Annotated in this window: 22 protein-coding genes, 2 pseudogenes and 2 riboswitches; of the genes and pseudogenes, 12 read left to right on the plus strand and 12 right to left on the minus strand. The window is 48.3% G+C overall.

What is annotated here, in order from left to right; all coding sequences use genetic code 11:
* Window positions 1-149: 149 nt before the first annotated feature.
* Window positions 150-266: riboswitch (TPP riboswitch) on the minus strand.
* A gap of 64 nt (window positions 267-330) precedes the next feature.
* Both PMI05_RS31815 and PMI05_RS18170 read right to left on the minus strand, forming a co-directional pair.
* Entirely contained in the window at window positions 331-576 is a 246-nt protein-coding gene (locus PMI05_RS31815; RefSeq protein WP_318533228.1) for an excisionase family DNA-binding protein, read from the minus strand.
* Window positions 571-1,920, minus strand: a pseudogene (locus PMI05_RS18170) (glucose-6-phosphate isomerase); the annotation flags it as partial. The gene PMI05_RS31815 and the pseudogene PMI05_RS18170, both read right to left, overlap by 6 nt.
* A 210-nt stretch (window positions 1,921-2,130) precedes the next feature.
* Between PMI05_RS18170 and PMI05_RS18175 the strand changes: the two are divergent.
* The 3 genes from PMI05_RS18175 to PMI05_RS18185 are packed head-to-tail and all read left to right on the plus strand — an operon-like array spanning window position 2,131 to window position 5,338.
* Window positions 2,131-3,408 carry an efflux RND transporter periplasmic adaptor subunit gene (locus tag PMI05_RS18175; protein WP_007724716.1) on the plus strand — a complete coding sequence of 426 codons (1,278 nt, stop codon included), beginning with the start codon at window positions 2,131-2,133 and terminating at the stop codon, window positions 3,406-3,408.
* A 26-nt stretch (window positions 3,409-3,434) separates the two neighbouring features.
* Window positions 3,435-4,154, plus strand: coding sequence for an ABC transporter ATP-binding protein (locus PMI05_RS18180; protein WP_007724719.1), 720 nt, complete (start codon window positions 3,435-3,437; stop codon window positions 4,152-4,154).
* A complete protein-coding gene (locus PMI05_RS18185) occupies window positions 4,151-5,338 on the plus strand; it encodes an ABC transporter permease (RefSeq protein ID WP_007724722.1) in 1,188 nt (395 codons plus the stop codon). The genes PMI05_RS18180 and PMI05_RS18185 overlap by 4 nt, the downstream gene beginning before the upstream one ends.
* Window positions 5,339-5,415: 77 nt before the next feature.
* On the opposite strand, the gene PMI05_RS31125 is transcribed toward PMI05_RS18185, so the two are convergent.
* From PMI05_RS31125 to PMI05_RS18190, 3 genes are read right to left on the minus strand one after another with little or no spacing between them, the layout of a single operon-like run.
* Window positions 5,416-5,592 carry a hypothetical protein gene (locus PMI05_RS31125; protein WP_007724726.1) on the minus strand — a complete coding sequence of 59 codons (177 nt, stop codon included), beginning with the start codon at window positions 5,590-5,592 and terminating at the stop codon, window positions 5,416-5,418.
* 48 nt (window positions 5,593-5,640) lie between these two features.
* Window positions 5,641-5,787: a hypothetical protein gene (locus PMI05_RS31130; RefSeq protein WP_007724729.1), complete on the minus strand. Its 147-nt coding sequence runs from the start codon at window positions 5,785-5,787 to the stop codon at window positions 5,641-5,643.
* The gene (locus PMI05_RS18190) at window positions 5,787-6,059 is read right to left on the minus strand and encodes a DUF3886 domain-containing protein (protein WP_007724731.1); all 273 of its coding nucleotides are present in this window, start codon (window positions 6,057-6,059) and stop codon (window positions 5,787-5,789) included. Before PMI05_RS18190 ends, PMI05_RS31130 begins: the two co-directional genes overlap by 1 nt.
* A 97-nt stretch (window positions 6,060-6,156) precedes the next feature.
* Between PMI05_RS18190 and sspK the strand changes: the two genes are divergently transcribed.
* Together sspK and PMI05_RS18205 are read left to right on the plus strand one after the other, a co-directional pair.
* Entirely contained in the window at window positions 6,157-6,288 is a 132-nt protein-coding gene (gene sspK / locus PMI05_RS18195; RefSeq protein ID WP_007724732.1) for a small acid-soluble spore protein K, read from the plus strand.
* Window positions 6,289-6,835: 547 nt separating this feature from the next.
* Window positions 6,836-7,015 carry a hypothetical protein gene (locus tag PMI05_RS18205; protein WP_007724734.1) on the plus strand — a complete coding sequence of 60 codons (180 nt, stop codon included), beginning with the start codon at window positions 6,836-6,838 and terminating at the stop codon, window positions 7,013-7,015.
* Between the two features lie 18 nt (window positions 7,016-7,033).
* Here the strand turns inward: PMI05_RS18205 and PMI05_RS18210 are convergent, their stop codons facing one another.
* Window positions 7,034-7,339 carry a hypothetical protein gene (locus tag PMI05_RS18210; RefSeq protein WP_007724735.1) on the minus strand — a complete coding sequence of 102 codons (306 nt, stop codon included), beginning with the start codon at window positions 7,337-7,339 and terminating at the stop codon, window positions 7,034-7,036.
* Window positions 7,340-7,568: 229 nt separating this feature from the next.
* On the opposite strand from PMI05_RS18210, the gene PMI05_RS18215 reads away from it, so the two are divergent.
* The gene (locus PMI05_RS18215; protein WP_007724737.1) at window positions 7,569-7,748 is read left to right on the plus strand and encodes a hypothetical protein; all 180 of its coding nucleotides are present in this window, start codon (window positions 7,569-7,571) and stop codon (window positions 7,746-7,748) included.
* Here the strand turns inward: PMI05_RS18215 and PMI05_RS18220 are convergent.
* Window positions 7,742-7,975 carry a hypothetical protein gene (locus tag PMI05_RS18220; RefSeq protein ID WP_007724744.1) on the minus strand — a complete coding sequence of 78 codons (234 nt, stop codon included), beginning with the start codon at window positions 7,973-7,975 and terminating at the stop codon, window positions 7,742-7,744. The two genes, PMI05_RS18215 and PMI05_RS18220, sit on opposite strands and share 7 nt — an antisense overlap.
* 124 nt (window positions 7,976-8,099) lie before the next feature.
* On the opposite strand from PMI05_RS18220, the gene PMI05_RS18225 reads away from it, so the two are divergent.
* The 4 genes from PMI05_RS18225 (at window position 8,100) to PMI05_RS18240 (ending at window position 11,636) form a co-directional block, all read left to right on the plus strand.
* Window positions 8,100-8,456: a DUF3905 domain-containing protein gene (locus tag PMI05_RS18225; protein WP_007724748.1), complete on the plus strand. Its 357-nt coding sequence runs from the start codon at window positions 8,100-8,102 to the stop codon at window positions 8,454-8,456.
* A gap of 142 nt (window positions 8,457-8,598) precedes the next feature.
* Window positions 8,599-8,901, plus strand: a complete 303-nt coding sequence (locus PMI05_RS18230; RefSeq protein ID WP_007724750.1) for an iron-sulfur cluster biosynthesis family protein — start codon at window positions 8,599-8,601, stop codon at window positions 8,899-8,901.
* Window positions 8,902-8,969: 68 nt separating this feature from the next.
* Window positions 8,970-10,082 (plus strand): site-2 protease family protein, encoded by a 1,113-nt coding sequence (locus PMI05_RS18235; RefSeq protein WP_007724752.1) that lies wholly within the window; start codon window positions 8,970-8,972, stop codon window positions 10,080-10,082.
* Between the two features lie 216 nt (window positions 10,083-10,298).
* On the plus strand, window positions 10,299-11,636 hold the full coding sequence (locus tag PMI05_RS18240; RefSeq protein WP_007724753.1) for a hemolysin family protein: 1,338 nt from the start codon (window positions 10,299-10,301) through the stop codon (window positions 11,634-11,636).
* Between the two features lie 121 nt (window positions 11,637-11,757).
* Here the strand turns inward: PMI05_RS18240 and PMI05_RS18245 are convergent, their stop codons facing one another.
* From PMI05_RS18245 to PMI05_RS18255, 3 genes are all read right to left on the minus strand, one after another.
* Window positions 11,758-12,711, minus strand: a complete 954-nt coding sequence (locus PMI05_RS18245; RefSeq protein WP_007724755.1) for a cation diffusion facilitator family transporter — start codon at window positions 12,709-12,711, stop codon at window positions 11,758-11,760.
* Window positions 12,712-12,856: 145 nt separating this feature from the next.
* Complete coding sequence (locus PMI05_RS18250; protein ID WP_007724758.1) at window positions 12,857-13,171, minus strand: multidrug efflux SMR transporter; 315 nt, start codon at window positions 13,169-13,171, stop codon at window positions 12,857-12,859.
* Window positions 13,168-13,521, minus strand: a complete 354-nt coding sequence (locus tag PMI05_RS18255; protein ID WP_007724759.1) for a multidrug efflux SMR transporter — start codon at window positions 13,519-13,521, stop codon at window positions 13,168-13,170. Before PMI05_RS18255 ends, PMI05_RS18250 begins: the two co-directional genes overlap by 4 nt.
* A gap of 143 nt (window positions 13,522-13,664) precedes the next feature.
* A riboswitch (guanidine-I (ykkC/yxkD leader) is annotated at window positions 13,665-13,768 on the minus strand.
* A 147-nt stretch (window positions 13,769-13,915) separates the two neighbouring features.
* Here PMI05_RS18255 and PMI05_RS18260 point away from each other — a divergent pair.
* Window positions 13,916-14,386, plus strand: coding sequence for a low molecular weight protein-tyrosine-phosphatase (locus PMI05_RS18260; protein ID WP_007724760.1), 471 nt, complete (start codon window positions 13,916-13,918; stop codon window positions 14,384-14,386).
* A gap of 26 nt (window positions 14,387-14,412) precedes the next feature.
* Here PMI05_RS18260 and PMI05_RS18265 read toward each other — a convergent pair whose 3' ends face one another.
* Window positions 14,413-15,231 (minus strand): S9 family peptidase, encoded by an 819-nt coding sequence (locus PMI05_RS18265; RefSeq protein WP_081496839.1) that lies wholly within the window; start codon window positions 15,229-15,231, stop codon window positions 14,413-14,415.
* Window positions 15,232-15,434: 203 nt separating this feature from the next.
* Between PMI05_RS18265 and PMI05_RS18270 the strand changes: the two genes are divergently transcribed.
* The gene (locus PMI05_RS18270) at window positions 15,435-15,815 is read left to right on the plus strand and encodes a helix-turn-helix domain-containing protein (RefSeq protein WP_007724762.1); all 381 of its coding nucleotides are present in this window, start codon (window positions 15,435-15,437) and stop codon (window positions 15,813-15,815) included.
* A 563-nt stretch (window positions 15,816-16,378) separates the two neighbouring features.
* On the opposite strand, the pseudogene PMI05_RS18275 reads toward PMI05_RS18270, so the two are convergent.
* Window positions 16,379-16,532: pseudogene (locus PMI05_RS18275) on the minus strand (flagellar motor protein MotB); the annotation flags it as partial.

Below are 16,532 nucleotides of genomic sequence, written 5' to 3' on the forward strand. Positions count from 1 at the left end.
CTCAGCAGGACGGAGCCTGGAGCCTAGACTGGAAATATTCTTCTCTCCACTACAGCCACATGCCCACTTCTTCATAACAAAAAGCCCACCAGTTCCCGAGCAGGAAAAGGTGGGCTACATACGCATAGATAACAATCAAGCGAAAAAGCGCTGTCTGCCGGCAACCGTATCCCTGCGCCGGCATGATCCGGATCAGGTGCAATGGGTCGATGGTCGAGCGCTTCCATCCTCTCAGCCCCGCATGAAGGACTCCCCAAGTTGCTTGTTCATTATGATATTCTTTTGTAAGTATAGTCCTGTTTGCAACCATCTGACAAGCACGTCCGCTGTTTAATCCTCATCCTTCACATCGTAGCTCTCCGGAATCGGGTCATGACGCGCGGCATCCTCGAACTCCCGGAGCTTGCGAATTTCCTCCAGATGATGATTGAATTGCTCTTTGTTGATGATGTACTCATTGCCATCATGGACAGCACGGATGCGCCCCTGCTTGATTTTTTCCATAATAAACGTCTCGGGAAGCTCCAAATAGGCAGCTGTCTCCTCGACGGTCAAATACGTCTTATTCTCGCGCAATCTAGCCTCCAGTTCCGCTTTCTGCCGCTCGTAGCCCGGCTTGCCCAGCAAGGCAAACATATTGGCCTTGTACGCCTCCACCCCTGGCTGATCAAACGGATTGACGCCTAGCAAATAGCCGCTGATTCCGCATGCCTTTTCAAAAAAGTAAATCAGTCCGCCGAGATAGTAAGCTGTTGCCTCCGGTATTTCCACAAGCAGATTCGGTACGCCGCCGTCCACATGGGCCAACACCGTTCCCTCGAAAGCTTTTTTATTGACATACCCCATTCGTTTGCCAGTCAAAAAATTTAATCCATCGACGTCAGCAGGGTCCTCCTGGACGGTCAAATCCACAGCGGGCTTCGTCACGGACACAACCGTCTCAAACAAATGCCTCATGCCGTCCTGTATATATTGACCCAACGAATGCAAGTCCGTTGAGAACTCGGCAGAAGCCGGAAAAATCCCTTTGCCATCCTTGCCCTCTGATTCCCCGAAGAGCTGCTTCCACCACTCAGCAAAGTAGCGAAATTGCGGTTCATAGCTGACCAACAGCTCCACTGTCTTGCCTTTTCGATAGAGTGCATTGCGAATAGCCGCATACTGATAGCACGGATTATCGCGCAAATCCATGACCATGTAGCGTTCGCGTGCATCCTTTGCCCCTTGCATGAGAGCATCCATGTTCGCCCCGCTTGCAGCGATCGGCAACAATCCAACCGCGGTCAGGACTGAATATCTCCCACCGATATCATCTGGAATGACAAAGCACTCATAGCCCTCGTCATCCGCCAGCTTTTTTAGGGCTCCCCGCTGTTTATCGGTCGTAATGTAAATTCGTTTTTTGGCCTCTTCACGTCCGTATTTCTTTTCCAGCCATTCCCGAAAAAGCCGAAACGCGATAGCTGGCTCTGTCGTCGTGCCCGATTTTGAGATGACGTTGATGGACACATTTTTTCCTTCTAATACGTCCATCAGATGAGAGATATAAATCGGACTAATATTGTTTCCCACAAAATAAATCTCTGGAGAATGTCGCTTGGACTTCGGCAGCAAATTGTAGAAGCTATGGCCCAAAATGTCAAGCACCGCTTTTGCCCCCAGATACGAGCCTCCGATGCCAATTACCAAAAGCACATCCGAATCCGATTGAATCCGGGCTGACGCTTGGCGAATTCGTTCATACTCGTCCCGGTCGTATTGTTCCGGCCAATCGACCCAACCAAGATAATCCTTGCCTGGTCCAGTCCTTGAATGAAGCATTTGATGCGCAATTTCGATCGCTGGAGAAAGCTGCTCCCACTCATGCTGTTTGACAAAGGCTCGAGCGTTGGCGTAATCAAAGCGAATCGTTTTGTTCATAGCTCCCCTCCGAGGAACGTCATCTCATCTTTATCTATGATATCACGGCAATTGGCAGCAAAGAACCTTCCGACAAAACGTATCAAAATGCGTTTAATTATGTCCAAAATGTGAACATTCGTCATTTCATGTTACCTTTTTCCAGTACTACCGTAAAAACCTTTCGAGCAATGAAATAATATGGTTCTTACCAAAGCAAGGAGAATGAACATGAAAAAACGATGGTGGATCATCGGTTCCGTCGTAGTCCTCCTGGGCATCGGGGGCGTTGCGTTTTCCATGATGGGATCGCAACAAGCTATGGGAATGCCTGTCAACATCGGCGCACCAACGAAATCAGCTTTGGAAAGCAAGGTTTTGACATCAGGGCTCGTCACCGTAGAAGACAAGCTCAAACAGTACGCCAACGTCACTGGAACCTTACGTGAGTTTGTCGTCAAAGAAGGCGACAAGGTGAAAAAGGGACAAGTGATCGCGAAAATCGACACGTCCGATGTGGATAGCCGAATCCTCGAGCTGGAAGCGCAAATGGAATTGGCCAAAGCCAACCTCGCCAAGGCTCAAATCGGCAACGAGCCGGAAGAAGTCGCACAAGACCAAGAACGCGTCTCCCAAGCCCAGCGTGAATACGACGCGGCAAAGCGAGAATATGATCGGATGAATCAATTATTCACTTCTGGCGCTTCTACCCAGCAAGAGCTGGACAAGTTGAAATCACAAATGGATAGCACTCTATCTACGCTGAATGTCGCCAAGCAACAGCTCGCTCTCAAGCAAAAGGGGCCACGCAAGGAAGACATTGCCGCTCAGCAAGCCCAAATCAACAAGCTGAATGTAGATAAAGCCCAGCTGAATAAAGAACGTGTCCAGAGCGTTGTCGTCGCACCTATGGATGGAACCGTCATTGGCGTTGCAGCTGATAACGGTCAATACGTCAACAAGGGGACAGAAATCTTGACCCTAGCCAATCTGAACAATCTGTTGATTGAAGCAGATATTAACGAATCTGATGTCAACAAGCTCAAAATCGGACAGTCTGCCACGATTGAAGGCGTAACACTCGGAAAGAAAAAGCTGAATGCGGAAGTAGCTCGCATCTCTCCAACCGCGACCACTACTGCCACCAAGTCGGGGCAAGGTGAAAAAACACGCGTCAAAGTCACCCTCAAGCCATCTGGCGACCTATCTGCTTTGAAGCCTGGCTTCCATGTGGACATCAACATCTCCGTCGAAAAAATCGATAATGCCATGCAAGTGCCAATCGAAGCTATACAGCAAGATGCTGACGGCAGTACCTTTGTCTGGGTATCTGCTAATGGTGTTGCGAAAAAGCAGAAGGTCGAAACCGGTATGGAAAATGAGTTGTTCACTCACGTCAAGTCTGGACTTAACGGTGATGAACAAGTGATTTTAGGCCCTGTCGAATCCCTGACTGAAGGAGCACCTATCATGCCGATGAGTGGCGGCGGCGCACCAATGGGTATGTAACACGTAAAGAAGGAGGTCAGCCGACGATGCTTCATGTAGAAGGCTTGACGAAAGCATACAAGACGGGTGATACCGTACTGCCCATCTTAAAAGGTGTCTCCCTGCTGGTGGAACAAGGCGAATTCGTTGCCATCATGGGGCCATCAGGCTCAGGGAAATCGACGTTTATGAACATGCTCGGCTGTCTGGATCGTCCAGATTCGGGTTCGTACATGCTAGATGGCATTGAGGTTAGCAGCTTGAAGGATACGGAGCTCGCCGTTGTTCGCAACCAAAAGATCGGCTTTGTGTTCCAATCGTTTAATCTACTCGCCCGCTCTTCCTCCTTGCACAATGTAGAGCTGCCGATGATGTACGCGAATGTCAGCCGCTCAGAACGGCGCAAACGGGCAACAGAAGCACTCAAACGAGTGGGATTGGCTGAGCGCATGGACCATAAACCAACCCAGCTATCCGGTGGTCAAAAACAGCGCGTAGCGATTGCTAGAGCACTGGTCAATAAGCCTGCCATCCTGTTGGCAGACGAACCGACGGGAAATCTGGACAGCCGCTCTGGAGTAGAAATCATGGCCATGTTTCAGGAACTGCATGCGCAGGGCGTTACGATCATTCTCGTTACCCACGAATTGGATATCGCCCAGCACGCTGAGCGAATTGTGACTTTCAAGGATGGCGTTATCATTCGCGATGAAAAGGTTACGGAGCGAATATTCTCCAAGCCGTCTGACGAGGTGATTGTCACATGAATTTTATGGAAAGCTTTAACACCGCCGTGGAGGGTATCTGGGCGAATAAAATGCGCTCGATCTTGACCATGCTCGGGATCATCATCGGGATTACCTCCGTCATTGTCGTCACGGCACTCGGTGAAGGTGGACAGAGAGCCATCAACGAAGAGATGGAAAAGTTCGGGCAAAACACGTTTAACGTCTTCATTAATTGGGAGACAAAAGAAGAGATAGCCTCAGAAGATATGACCGTGGAAGATACCGAGGTGCTCGGCAGGATTAGTCCTGCCATCGAATACATCGTGCCTTCCAACTCCAGTACGATTGATTTGAAGGGTCCGAAAAAAGAAGAGCGCGTCAACCTCACTGCTTCCACTGCTGATTATTTTTCGATGCAATCAACATTGAAGGTGGCAAAAGGGCGACTTTTCAACGAAATCGATGACAAAGAACAACGTGCTGTCATCGTCCTGGAAGAAGCTCTTGCTCAAAAGCTGTTCGGTCAAATGAGCCCGATTGGTCAGCGTGTTCGCTGGGGGAATCAATCTCTCGTCGTAATCGGGACGTACACGGAAGAGAAGTTCAAGTTCGATATGGCAACGAGCTATGGAGCGATTATTCCCATCCGTTACGAAATGAGCCTGCAGGAAGAGCCTTCTGTCCAAATGATCATGGGAAAAGCGATCGACAAAGCCTCTGTCGAACCAGCCATGCAGCAGGTCAAACAGTACTTGAGCCGCAAGCATCAAAAGGAAAACCATTACAGCGTTCGCAGCATGCAAGAATCAATGGATCAGTTTAATCAAATGACGGGTACCTTGACGCTGATCTTCAGTATCATCGCAGGTATCTCCCTCGTGGTTGGCGGAGTCGGCGTTATGAATATCATGCTCGTATCCGTGACAGAGCGTACTCGCGAAATCGGGATTCGCAAAGCATTAGGGGCACGCCGACGAGATATTTTGATTCAGTTTTTGATTGAATCGGTCATCGTCTGCTTGATCGGTGGATTGATCGGGGTGTTGTTCGGCCTAGGTATCGCTTCGATCATCGCCTATTTTGCACAGTTGCCTCCGCTTATGTCCTGGAACAGCGTGTTTATCGCATTCGGCTTCTCCAGTGCCATCGGTATTTTCTTTGGCCTCTATCCGGCCAACAAGGCAGCCAAGCTCGATCCAATCGAAGCACTGCGTTACGAATAATGAAAAATGGCTAGCCATTTTTTCTTTCCTTGAAGAAAAAACAAGCACCTGTAAGCTCTCTGGCTACAGGTGCTTGTTTATGTTGGCAACGTATCTGTTACCAGCTTCAAAAGAAAAAAAAGCGCAATCCCCACGCTCGCGACTGTCCACCAGAGCGGCTTGCTGTCAGCCTTTTCTGCCTTGTAGATCCCAATTAACTTCCAGGTACCCACCGCCACGCATAAGAGGCTAAACAGGAGCAGGATTGTCCCCATGACCTCCCTCCCCTCACTCCTAGCTATATGGGGATGAGAGGGAAAAAATCACTTCTTCGGGTCCTTTTTGCCCAATCGGCCGAGGACCATCCGGCCCCGTTCCTTGATGGACTCGTCCTTGATATCTTGTTGCCGCTTTTTCATCAAACCGTTTTTGGAAGTATCCGGTCGGTCCGTTTGCCGTCCATCTCGCATTAGCTGTACTTACCTCCGCCTTTTTTCTCGTAATCGTCCAAAAGCTCACCAAAGCTCTTGTTGCGCTCGCGTTCTTCCTGTTCCCGTCGCTTTTGTTCGGCTGCTTCCTTCTCTTTGCGCTCGCCTTCTGTCTTCATGTCTTTTTCAAGCTGCTTGAGTGCCCCGAGTGCATCTGCATTCAGCATATCCTTCAAACTGTTCAATCCGCTTTTCGCGTCTATCGTAGTTGTTGTCGCTGCTTGATGTTGTGGTTTTCGTTGTTTTTTCGCCATTTGAATTGCCACCCTTTCCCTATCCTCATTCTGTCCTCATTCTCTGGCCCCATCCGGGTCATACTATCTTCATCTTTCATAAAGAGGAGGACATCACATGGTTCGCAACAAAGAAAAAGATTTTGGAAAAACCGCTGAAATCCGAGGACCCAAAGCCCAATCCGAGGCTGTCCGTTCTGACGGCTCCATTAATAGTGAACCACAAGAAAGGCTAAAAGAAAACCGCTAACAAAAAAACCGCCGGGCAGCCATTATGCTCGGCGATTTTTACTCTTTCTAAAGTTTGATGAGTCTAGGGGGAGTGTAATCTCATGAGAATGAAACAAAATCAATTTGGAAAAGCGGAAACTGTTCATTGGAGAGCTACGCGAAGAAATTTCCGAAGTGCTAAGACAAAAGCCTAAGGATGATCTTTATCAAATCGTGAAAAAGTCCTTTGAACATAATAAAGCTGAATTAAGGTATTTTTGAGGTTCTTATCCCAAAAACTCGGGAGACGAAAAGCTAAGAAAAACGGAGCTAGAGCGAGATCGTGTTTTTTTCCCAAAAATGCCGTTTGTCCACGATTGGAGGACATTTTGCCTTGATTTTCTCCAGCTCCCAAAACGCTAATCTGCGAAAAACGCTCGAAATTGAGGATTCGGGTGTTTGTTTTCATAATGTTTATTATCGGGACCCAAGTATAATATAATTGGACGACATGTGAGTGCAAAAAAGCCCAGTGAAACTTGGCGCGTGTCGTGAAGACTAAAAACTCATAGGTGGTGGATTGTACCATGACACAAGTGATTGTAGTTCTGATTATATTTACTTTTGTTGCCCTGATTGCCCGAATTGTTTTCCGTTCAATCAAGGAGAAAAGACTTCCAAATCCGCCTAACTATACCCCTTACGATGATGTAATGTCTGGAAAGGTACGCTCGGATGAAACCCGTGAAACAAATAAGGAAAACTAGACGGGTTTCCACTTTCATTTATTCAATCGATTTTAGATCGATTGAATATGACTTTGTTAATGTTTTTACAAATTCTTCCCAAGCTTCGTTTCTCTTAGCCTGATCCTCAATGCCTTCTAAAACCTCACTACGGAGCTTGCTGATCGTGTTTTGCTTCATGTATCCTTTAACGACATAGTCAGTCCAATATTCCTCTTCAGAGATTCCCAGACCTTGAATCAAATCATAAATTGCCTTTTGGATTTCTTCGGCATTTGAGCTTTTGTCTAATTCCTCTCGTTGCTTTTTAGCACATTCCCTAGCTTCATCCTCTGAGACAGTCAAATTTCGTTTCTCTGCTTCCTTTAATAAAATGGTATCCTCTACAACCTGCTATCCCATTAGAGCCTTCAGATGATTGGCCACTCCACCAAAAACCGAAGTTTTACATAAAACCTATTATCAGGACCCAAATATAACATAATTGGGCGAAGTAATTTGAAAAATAAGGTGCAACATATTACAGAAAAATGATTCTAATATATAAATCGAACATCTCGTGAGGGGGATTTTTATGCCAATGTGGGCGTTCTTATTAACCATTGTTGGTGGCTTGATCGTATTTGGTGTAATTTATGACCAGATCAACAAAAGAAAAATGAGAAAGACTCCCAAGAACTTGAGCAGCTCCCAAATGGTGTACACAGAGAACTATCTAAACGAAGTACGTAATGATATTAGCGGACCTCAATAAAAAATGCAGCCACTCTCTCTTGGGAGGCTGGCTGGGCAACCGCCAACATGAGCACCCCATCTCACATCCCCCTCAAATCGAATCAAGACGTTATTAGAACGGGAGCCGTTATCCAGCACGATCTCCTCATATTGTTCAAAATCGGCAACCTGCAAGTTCAGGCTAAATAAGGTATAAAGAAGCTGATGAGCTACATCTCTGACGGGAATGATCATACTCGTTAGCATCAGATCTCCCCCCTTTTTTAGCCTATGCGGCTGGGTCTCATTTAGGCTGGGCGCTAGCTCCTCTCCGAAACCGAATAAGGGGTCAGTGACTGATGCATGCTATGGGATAAAAGGAGGTCCACTGATGGATAACGAGAAGCAAAGGAACGACAAGACAAAGGATATTTCCCTCGATGGGACGCTGCCGCATCAAATCAGTGCTCCTGACTTCAAGAACTCGTCCCGTACAATTCAAAAGCCATTCGTTAATGAGTTCGGAGTCGTCATCGGTGACAGCTTGTATGAGTCCAAGGAATCTCCCTTACACAACTGGAGCACAGAAACCGACCCCTCCATCATGTCAGGGGATGAGTGGGTACATCCGACCAATGACATTGGCTGGAACTCGATAGAAAACCGTGAGCTTCTTGAAGATCAGGAAGTACAAGATGGAGCGCGTTTTATGCATCCTACCCTCGACGTGAGCAAAGGCAGGGACTAATACCAGCTTTTTCATGCAGCCCGTTCGGCAGAAGCACTTCTGACCGGACGGGTGTTTTTGGATTGCGCTTGCACCTAGAGCTTCGGGACACTACTCTGACTTGTGTTACAATGGAAGACAAGTAGCAGAAAGGAGCTAGTCCATGAGTATCACACTTGCGATAGAGCCAGCGTTTTCCCTTGCCTATCAACGTTATGCCGGCTTTGTACCGGGGGATACGCTTCGATTGTATGTACGAACAAGCGGCCCCGGGACCGGTGGTATGTTTTATGCGATCGAAAAAGATGAGGCCCTCACCGACGATGCTGTGTTTGAAGTAGAAGGGTTGCGATTTGTCATTCGTCCAACTGATTTCTGGTATTTCGACGGGGGACATCTGAGCTACAATCCGCTCTATGGCGAGTACGGCTTTCACTTCACCAATCCTCGTCTGGATGGCAACTAGAACAGAAACTTCTCTTGGCTTGATTCGTAAGAAGGAATATCTGCCTATATCTTCTGGGAGGAAAAACGATGAAAAAAAGCCGTTCAGTCCTTTTGGCGATCGGTGCTTTCTTACTTGCCAATTTAAAATGGATACTTAGCATACTGAAGTTTTCGAAATTCGGGACCACCATTATATCCATGGGGATCACCTTGTGGGCGTATGCCGTTTTTTACGGATGGAAATTCGCCGTGGCCCTCGTCTATCTGATCTTCGTCCACGAAATGGGCCATGTGATTGCCGCCAAGCGAAAAGGAATCGCGACTTCACCTGCTGTCTTTATTCCTTTTGCCGGAGCCTTCATCGCCATGAAAGACATGCCGCGTGATGCAAAAACTGAGGCGTACTTAGCCTACGGCGGGCCCTTGGCGGGGATGATTGCTTTCTTGCCTGCCCTCCCGCTGTATTGGTATACGCAGGACCCTTTCTGGGGGTTGGTTATCTACTTGGGTGCCATGCTCAATTTATTTAATCTGCTGCCCATCTCCCCGCTGGATGGCGGCCGCATCGTTTCGGTATTGTCGACGAAAATTTGGTTTATCGGGTTAGTTGGGCTGGGTGTTATGTTGTTCGCCAACCCAGGACCGATTACTGTGTTCATTTTCATCATCGGCTTGATTACATGGTACAACCGCCTACGTGGTAGCTATCAACAAAAGCTCCTGCAATACGAGCGCGAAAGGATTGCAGACTTTCAGCAAAGCATAGCAAAATGGCCCGCATTGGAATCGACATGGGATATTCGCACGCAAATGAATGCCGAGGTAAATGCGATCAATCAGGAAGATTTGAAGAAATTTTATGTCCCATTTTTGCAGGACAAACAACGCCTTCAGCGTGACTTCAAGCGACTCGATAAAGTGTATCTGAACAGAAAATGGGAACTGTTCAGACTGTGGGAACGAGAGCCTGTTTTGTATTACGATTCGGATCCGAACCGACCGATCCCATCAGATGCGCTTCGTGATGGGGAACGTGCAGCGCAAGAGAGATTAGCCGAACTGGATGAGCAAATGCACCAGCTCACTACGTACTATGATGCACCTGCCTCTACGAAGTGGAAGGTGTTAGTTGCCTATCTCGGTCTAGCTGCCGTTCTGTCAGCCTTTTTCGTCTACGCCCAACAAATTCTGCACAGGTAAACGCTTGCACTTTGCGTCACTTGACAGAAACGGATGCCTATCTGCGGCCTTCTCCGAGCGCAAAAACGTGCGCTACGGTTATCTGAGAGTCGCTCTTCCCGACCAAAAGGGCAGAAACGCCCCCTACGGTGGTATATCGCTTTTGTGCGTTCCACCCAATCAGAGTAAAATAGAAAATAGTACTTTCATAAAATTCTAGAGAGGATGACTTTTTACTTGGACACCGTCCCGATAGTGCTCAACCTACTGCTTGTTATATTTCTTGTTTTTCTCAACGGCTTTTTCGTAGCCGCAGAGTTCTCACTCGTGAAGGTGCGGCAAACGCGCCTGACACAGATGGTGAATGAAGGTAACAGACGCGCAGTCTATGCCCAAAAAGTAACGCATAAGCTAGACGCCTACCTATCTGCCTGCCAGGTCGGGATTACTCTCGCCTCGCTGGGACTGGGTTGGGTCGGGGAACCGGCCATTGCCCATATGATTGTGGAGCCTTTGCTTGGATCTTCAGGATTGCCTGAGTATGCGATCTCCGCGATTTCTTTTGGTGTAGCCTTTGCGATTATTACGTTCCTCCACATTGTCTTGGGTGAGTTGGCTCCGAAATCATTGGCCATTCAAAAAGCAGAAATGACCTCGTTGTGGGTTGCCGCGCCATTGATGTTTTTCTATAAATTGCTTTACCCGGCTATCTGGTTCTTGAACGGAACAGCCAACGCTCTCATGAGACGACTTGGACTCGAAGCCATCTCAGAACATGAAGCGGCGCATACAGAAGAAGAAATTCGTATTCTGGTCAACCAGAGTCACCAAAGTGGCCATATCGACCAAACCGAATTGGCTCTTGTGGAACAAGTTTTTGACTTCTCCGAAACCGTTGCTCGGGAAACAATGATCCCGCGCATTGATATGGTTTGCTTATATACGACGAATACCTTTGAAGAAAACCTGGAGATTATCCGCTCGCAGCGCCACACGCGTTTTCCGGTTGCAGCTGAGGACAAAGACAACATCATCGGTTTTGTCCATGCGACAGACTTCTACCTTTCTGCCTTGCAAGACGGAAGCGTGGAGTTGGATTCGTTGGTCCGCCCTGTCCTGACCGTACCGGAAACCATGGAAATCAGCACGGTATTGCGCCTGATGCAGAAAAACCGTTCGCAGCTTGCGATTGTCATCGACGAATACGGCGGAACAGCCGGTCTCGTGACGATGGAGGATATTCTGGAAGAAATCGTTGGGGATATCCAAGACGAGTTTGATGAGGAAAGACCAGAGATTGAGAAGCTGGACAATGGCCTCTCCGTATCCGGTATGCTCGTGTTGGCTGACCTGAATGACCATCTTCCGTTCGAACTCGAATCCGAAGATGTAGACACAATCGGTGGTTGGTTGTATAGCCAGCTCGAAGAAGACATCGCTGTTGGTGCGACAGTAGAATGGGAAAACTACCTGTTCACAGTCAAGCAGATGGACCATCACCGTGTCACACGCGTCCTGATTACGCGTTTGGAAAATGATGAATCGGAGCAACAAGAACTGTTGACCGTCTCCTAATCATCACACATGTGCACAAACCAAAGCCCCACACCTGCTTACTTGGCGGGTGCGGGGCTTTTTTATTTTGCAGGTGAGTTTCTTCGATCTCGTTCGTCTACGTGATTCCCTGGCCCGTGAGTTACTTCCAGTCGTCTAAGCCGTTGTCCTCTAAAATCCCCATCGTCACATCACTAATATCTGGATCAGTGAGCAAGCTGTCGCGAATGCGGTATTTAATATCGTCTGCCACAGCAAGACTCAGTCCTGTCCGCAACTCTACGTAGCTTTCCACATGATAAAAACGCCCTTCCTGTACAATCCGCATCCGGTTAATGTCCGTCACATCCGGGTCTGCAAAAATGACTTTGGCTACCCGATCCTCGATTTCTTTGGGAGCTGCGATCCCAATTAAACCGACCATGTTGTCGTACCCTACCTTGAATGCCACACCCACCATGAGAATCCCGATCAGAATGGTGGCAATCCCGTCTAGCAAGGCAAAGGAAGTAAATGTAGTGACGATAACCGCAATCAGCGCCAATAACGCACCGAGCGTTGCCACGATGTCTTCGTAAAAGACAAGGCGTGTCGGTGGAGCCGCACGTCCTACATTCCGAAAAGCTGCAGGGATGACAGCAAAGCCCTTCGCTTCCACCCGAGCTTCATGAACGATTTCGAACATCACTTTTACCAGCACATACCCATCCACGATGACCGCTAGAGACAAAATGATGAAATTCAACCAAAAATGGCTGGATTCTACGGGTTCGGAAATAAGGTGGAAGCCTTTGATAATGGTTTCGTAGGCCATGATCGTTACGACGATCACCGCGACCATACAGAAAATGTTAATGACACGACCAAAGCCTGTAGGGAACCTCGGTGTCGGTTTTTTCTCTGCGAGTACGCTGCCAAAGAAAACGAAGAACTGGTTGACCGCATCGGCTACCGAATGCATCGCCGACGCAAACATGGCTCCACTCCCACTATAGACAGCCGCAAAGCCTTTTGCGATAGCAAGCCCAGTGTTCCCCAATGCCGCTGTCGCCGAGGACGTATTTCCCTTTTTTAGCGTTGCCCAGAAAGAGCTCATGGTGCTGCCATTCCCTCCTTGAACGAGACATTTTCTTTACTATTCCCTATTCGCAAGGAGTGTTCCTTATGAGAAATGGAACATATACACAAAGAAAAGGCAGACATCCGAAGTGGAATATCTGCCTTTCCTTATTACCGCTACCTTATGCTACTAATTTCAATCCTGCTACTGCTATAATCACCATGGCGATGCACAAGATCCGCATCTTGTCTTTTGCTTCTCCATAAAACATCATCCCGACAAGAGCGCTACCTACCGTACCAATCCCTGTCCAAACCGCATAGGCCGTTCCCATTGGGATTTCTCTCATGGCGAAGGACAGGAGGAAGAAGCTGAGGGAAAAACCACCGATCAGTACCGCAAAGGAGCGGAACGAAGGCTTTTGGTTGACCTGTGTAATCCCCATCACGCCTACAACCTCAAACAACCCTGCAAAAATTAAGGATATCCATGTCATGCCACTTCACCCTCCCTCTTTGGCTTCTCTTCATGATCCGGTGTGACCAGCTTCAGCCCAAGGATTCCCCCCAGAAGAAGCGCGATCAAGCCCACTTTCGCCCAGCTGAACGGTTCTCCAAACAGGACCATTTCGCTAATAACGGTACCGGCCGTACCCAAACCGACGAAGATCGCATAAACCGTACTCGTCGGCAGCTTTTTCCCTGAATAGATCAAAACACCAAAGCTGATAATAATCGCTAAGATGGTCAACGCCCATGACCAAAAGCTGTCTGCGTGCTTCAAGCCCGCTACCCACATAACTTCAAATACTGCTGCTACGACAACCATCAACCAATACTTCCCCATGTTCTGGCTCCCTCCTCTTTCTTTTACACTCATAGCAACGGACGTATCCGTTTTTATCGTTCCCCAAAATACATACTCATCTAAGATGGCTCAGGCTTTTTCCGAATGCAAAAAAAGCCTCGGGTGAATACCATCACAGATATTCCTCCCGGGCTTTTATCCCTCCGTGTACACGACCGTGGTCGTGGGTTTTCTCTCGGTCCTGACCGGCCAGATGGCTGACCGCGGAACCCTAGAAAACTCAGTACATATGCAGTTCTTTTCTTGGGGTAACTGTCCTTATCATATCAAAAAACGCCGCGTTTGGCAATGAACGTACGACACTTCGGCAAAGGACCACCTTATGGTATTCTACAAAGAGAAGCATGATACAAAGGAAGAGAGGAACGTACGTATGACGAAAGTGTTGTTCGTTTGTCTGGGTAATATTTGTCGCTCGCCCATGGCCGAAGCCGTATTTCGCCATCTCGTAGAGGCGGAGGGATTGGCAGGGGAAATCTCCATCGATTCAGCAGGGATCGGTGGCTGGCACGCTGGGGAACCTCCACACAAAGGTACACAAAAGGTATTGAACGAGAATGGGATCGCGCATGATACACTGCGTGCTCGCCAAATTGTCACACAGGATTTCTCGGAGTACGACTACATCGTCTGTATGGATGAGGAAAATTTGTCCGCACTCAAGCAGATGGCGCCGTCAGGGAAAAAGGTGTACCGCCTGCTCGACTTTGCCGATTCTGCCCAGGAACAAAATGTAGAGGACCCTTATTATACGGGGCGATTCACCTATGTGTATGACCTGGTGAATGCGGGTTCCCGCGGGCTGCTGAACGAAATCAAAACGAATATCGCCAAAAAGGGATAGCCCGTCAATAGGGCCATCCCTTTTTCTTATACGGCAACCGTCTCCTTCTCAAGCAGGCGATTCAACCAGTTCTTCGTACTCGCAATCAAACGTTTGTAGCTGTCCGTCGAGGAAAAGGTATGGTCTCCCCCTACAACTACTCCTGTTTCGCAGCTCCCCCATCTCCGCAGATGCAGCTCTCGCTCATAATGGAACATGGCATCCACCGCAATGACGTCATCCCGATTACCATGCAGGATTAACACATCTCCCTCAAACTGCTTGGCTTGCCGCAGCGGAAGAGAGGCACCTAGCGACTGGAAAAAGCGCTTCTCCAAACCGTAGCCCAAATGATCCGTTTTGCCGTATGACAGTGCTTCCTTGTATTCCTTCTCCCCCACGATCCGAACGATATCATCGAAGGGGCGTGCTACCGGTGCCCATAGGATGAGTGAGTGTATTCGTTTATCCTGGCTCGCTGTCAGGACACTGACCGCACCTCCCAAACTATGCCCTAACAGGCACACACGCTCCTGATCTACCTGTTCAAGCGTGAAAACATGGTCGAGAACATCACGTGTTTGCGTAAGCAGGACATCCAAACCGCCTGCACCATACTCGCCGTCACTTTCCCCGCAGCCTCCGTAATCGAAGCGCAAAACGCCAAAACCGTGTGAAGCCAATTCTCTGGCAGCTTTTACAAACAAGCGATTCACTCCAACTCGACTGCCGATAAAGCCGTGGCAAATGACAACCAATGGGTATTTCACTCTGGTCTTGCCTGCTGTGCATGTAGGTTCATGCAGGGTAGCCGTCAACGAAATCGTGTCGCTAGGTATTTGCAAAATCCGTTCCAAAGAACTCACCTCTTTTATTTTTAGTATTCCGAGTTGTTTACTTAGTTATTATGCTTATTATCTTCATTTTCATGAACGCTGTCAAGATGAACCAGAAAACTCAATGAAAAATGATCCCGCACCGTTTATGATGGAAGGGAACGAGGTGCAACATAAGCATGCTGGCATTGCTGAAGCTGTTGCACCGAAGATAGGATTGTGAGGAGAGAACTATGTCCGACTTGCGGAAAGAAACCTTGGAAAAAATAAAAAACGGTGATTTCAACTGTTCCAAGGAGCTGACCTTGTCTATGTTCAGCGGAAAATGGAAAGTCGTGATCCTGTGGCATTTAGGAGTAGAAGGCCCGCATCGCTTTAGCGAGCTGCAACGGCTGTTTCCAAAAATCACACATAAAATGCTGACGAATCAGTTAAAAGAACTAATCGAAGACGGGATTGTTCACCGGGAAGTATACCCGGAGGTTCCCCCGCGCGTGGAGTATTCCATGACGGAGCTGGGGATGACTTTGTTGCCTATTGTGGAAATGATGTATGAGTGGGGCGAAATGCGGATGGGGCAGTTGAAGCTGGAATTGGGGGAGAACTCTGTCTAGCTGTTGTGGTGGGGAGGAAACAGGAGAAAACGCTCAGATTCTTGGAACACCTGCGCGGGAGCATGGGGTGCCCGGCTCCGTGAAAAAAAGAGAAACCGCGTCCAAAGTCGACTGTTCAGGATGTGTCTCAGAGGTGGACGCTAAAGGCAGTTTCTCTTTTTTTCACTGCGCCTCGGTAGGTGTGTCCAAAGATCTTCGCTGTTTTCTCCTGTTTCCTCTGCGAACTGTTGTAATTCCACCAACAATTATTAAGAAAAAACCTCTTGAATGCTACTTTCAAGATGTAAAAAAAGCCGCGTGGGAAGAAGCCCATTTCCAGTCCTAGCGCCTCTGGAGCCCTACTTAGCTCCGAAATAAATGGCGGGGGTTTTCAGCTTCAACCTCTGCGAATACATCCTCGAAACTCTACTTTTGAAGCGCTCCCGCCATTTATTTCGGAGCGGACAGTCTAACCCCTTGCAGGGCGTAGGCCGAAGCGTTGACTGGAAATGGGCTTCTTCCCCTCCACTACAGCTACAATAAAAAAATAAAGGATAGCACCCTTGGCGCTATCCTTTTTCTTATTACGGATTCACACTATTTTTCGGAGGAGAGGCCAGATCACGCAGGATTGCTACCTCTACCCGTCTGTTTTTCGCTCTGCCTTCTGCCGTCGTATTCGGCGCTACCGGATGGTATTCTCCCAAGCCTGTCGCGCTGAATTTCGTCGGGTCTAGG

It is taken from the genome of Brevibacillus sp. BC25, assembly GCF_000282075.1.
In the GTDB taxonomy this organism is placed as follows: Bacteria; Bacillota; Bacilli; order Brevibacillales; family Brevibacillaceae; genus Brevibacillus.

Coding starts and splice junctions, on each gene's coding strand:
- PMI05_RS18175 (WP_007724716.1), top strand. CDS start 2,131: ATGAAAAAACGATGGTGGATCATCGGTTCCGTCGTAGTCCTCCTGGGC.
- PMI05_RS18180 (WP_007724719.1), top strand. CDS start 3,435: ATGCTTCATGTAGAAGGCTTGACGAAAGCATACAAGACGGGTGATACC.
- PMI05_RS18185 (WP_007724722.1), top strand. CDS start 4,151: ATGAATTTTATGGAAAGCTTTAACACCGCCGTGGAGGGTATCTGGGCG.
- PMI05_RS31125 (WP_007724726.1), bottom strand. CDS start 5,592: ATGGGGACAATCCTGCTCCTGTTTAGCCTCTTATGCGTGGCGGTGGGT.
- PMI05_RS31130 (WP_007724729.1), bottom strand. CDS start 5,787: ATGCGAGATGGACGGCAAACGGACCGACCGGATACTTCCAAAAACGGT.
- PMI05_RS18190 (WP_007724731.1), bottom strand. CDS start 6,059: ATGGCGAAAAAACAACGAAAACCACAACATCAAGCAGCGACAACAACT.
- sspK (WP_007724732.1), top strand. CDS start 6,157: ATGGTTCGCAACAAAGAAAAAGATTTTGGAAAAACCGCTGAAATCCGA.
- PMI05_RS18205 (WP_007724734.1), top strand. CDS start 6,836: ATGACACAAGTGATTGTAGTTCTGATTATATTTACTTTTGTTGCCCTG.
- PMI05_RS18215 (WP_007724737.1), top strand. CDS start 7,569: ATGCCAATGTGGGCGTTCTTATTAACCATTGTTGGTGGCTTGATCGTA.
- PMI05_RS18220 (WP_007724744.1), bottom strand. CDS start 7,975: ATGCTAACGAGTATGATCATTCCCGTCAGAGATGTAGCTCATCAGCTT.
- PMI05_RS18225 (WP_007724748.1), top strand. CDS start 8,100: ATGGATAACGAGAAGCAAAGGAACGACAAGACAAAGGATATTTCCCTC.
- PMI05_RS18230 (WP_007724750.1), top strand. CDS start 8,599: ATGAGTATCACACTTGCGATAGAGCCAGCGTTTTCCCTTGCCTATCAA.
- PMI05_RS18235 (WP_007724752.1), top strand. CDS start 8,970: ATGAAAAAAAGCCGTTCAGTCCTTTTGGCGATCGGTGCTTTCTTACTT.
- PMI05_RS18245 (WP_007724755.1), bottom strand. CDS start 12,711: ATGAGCTCTTTCTGGGCAACGCTAAAAAAGGGAAATACGTCCTCGGCG.
- PMI05_RS18250 (WP_007724758.1), bottom strand. CDS start 13,171: ATGACATGGATATCCTTAATTTTTGCAGGGTTGTTTGAGGTTGTAGGC.
- PMI05_RS18255 (WP_007724759.1), bottom strand. CDS start 13,521: ATGGGGAAGTATTGGTTGATGGTTGTCGTAGCAGCAGTATTTGAAGTT.
- PMI05_RS18260 (WP_007724760.1), top strand. CDS start 13,916: ATGACGAAAGTGTTGTTCGTTTGTCTGGGTAATATTTGTCGCTCGCCC.
- PMI05_RS18270 (WP_007724762.1), top strand. CDS start 15,435: ATGTCCGACTTGCGGAAAGAAACCTTGGAAAAAATAAAAAACGGTGAT.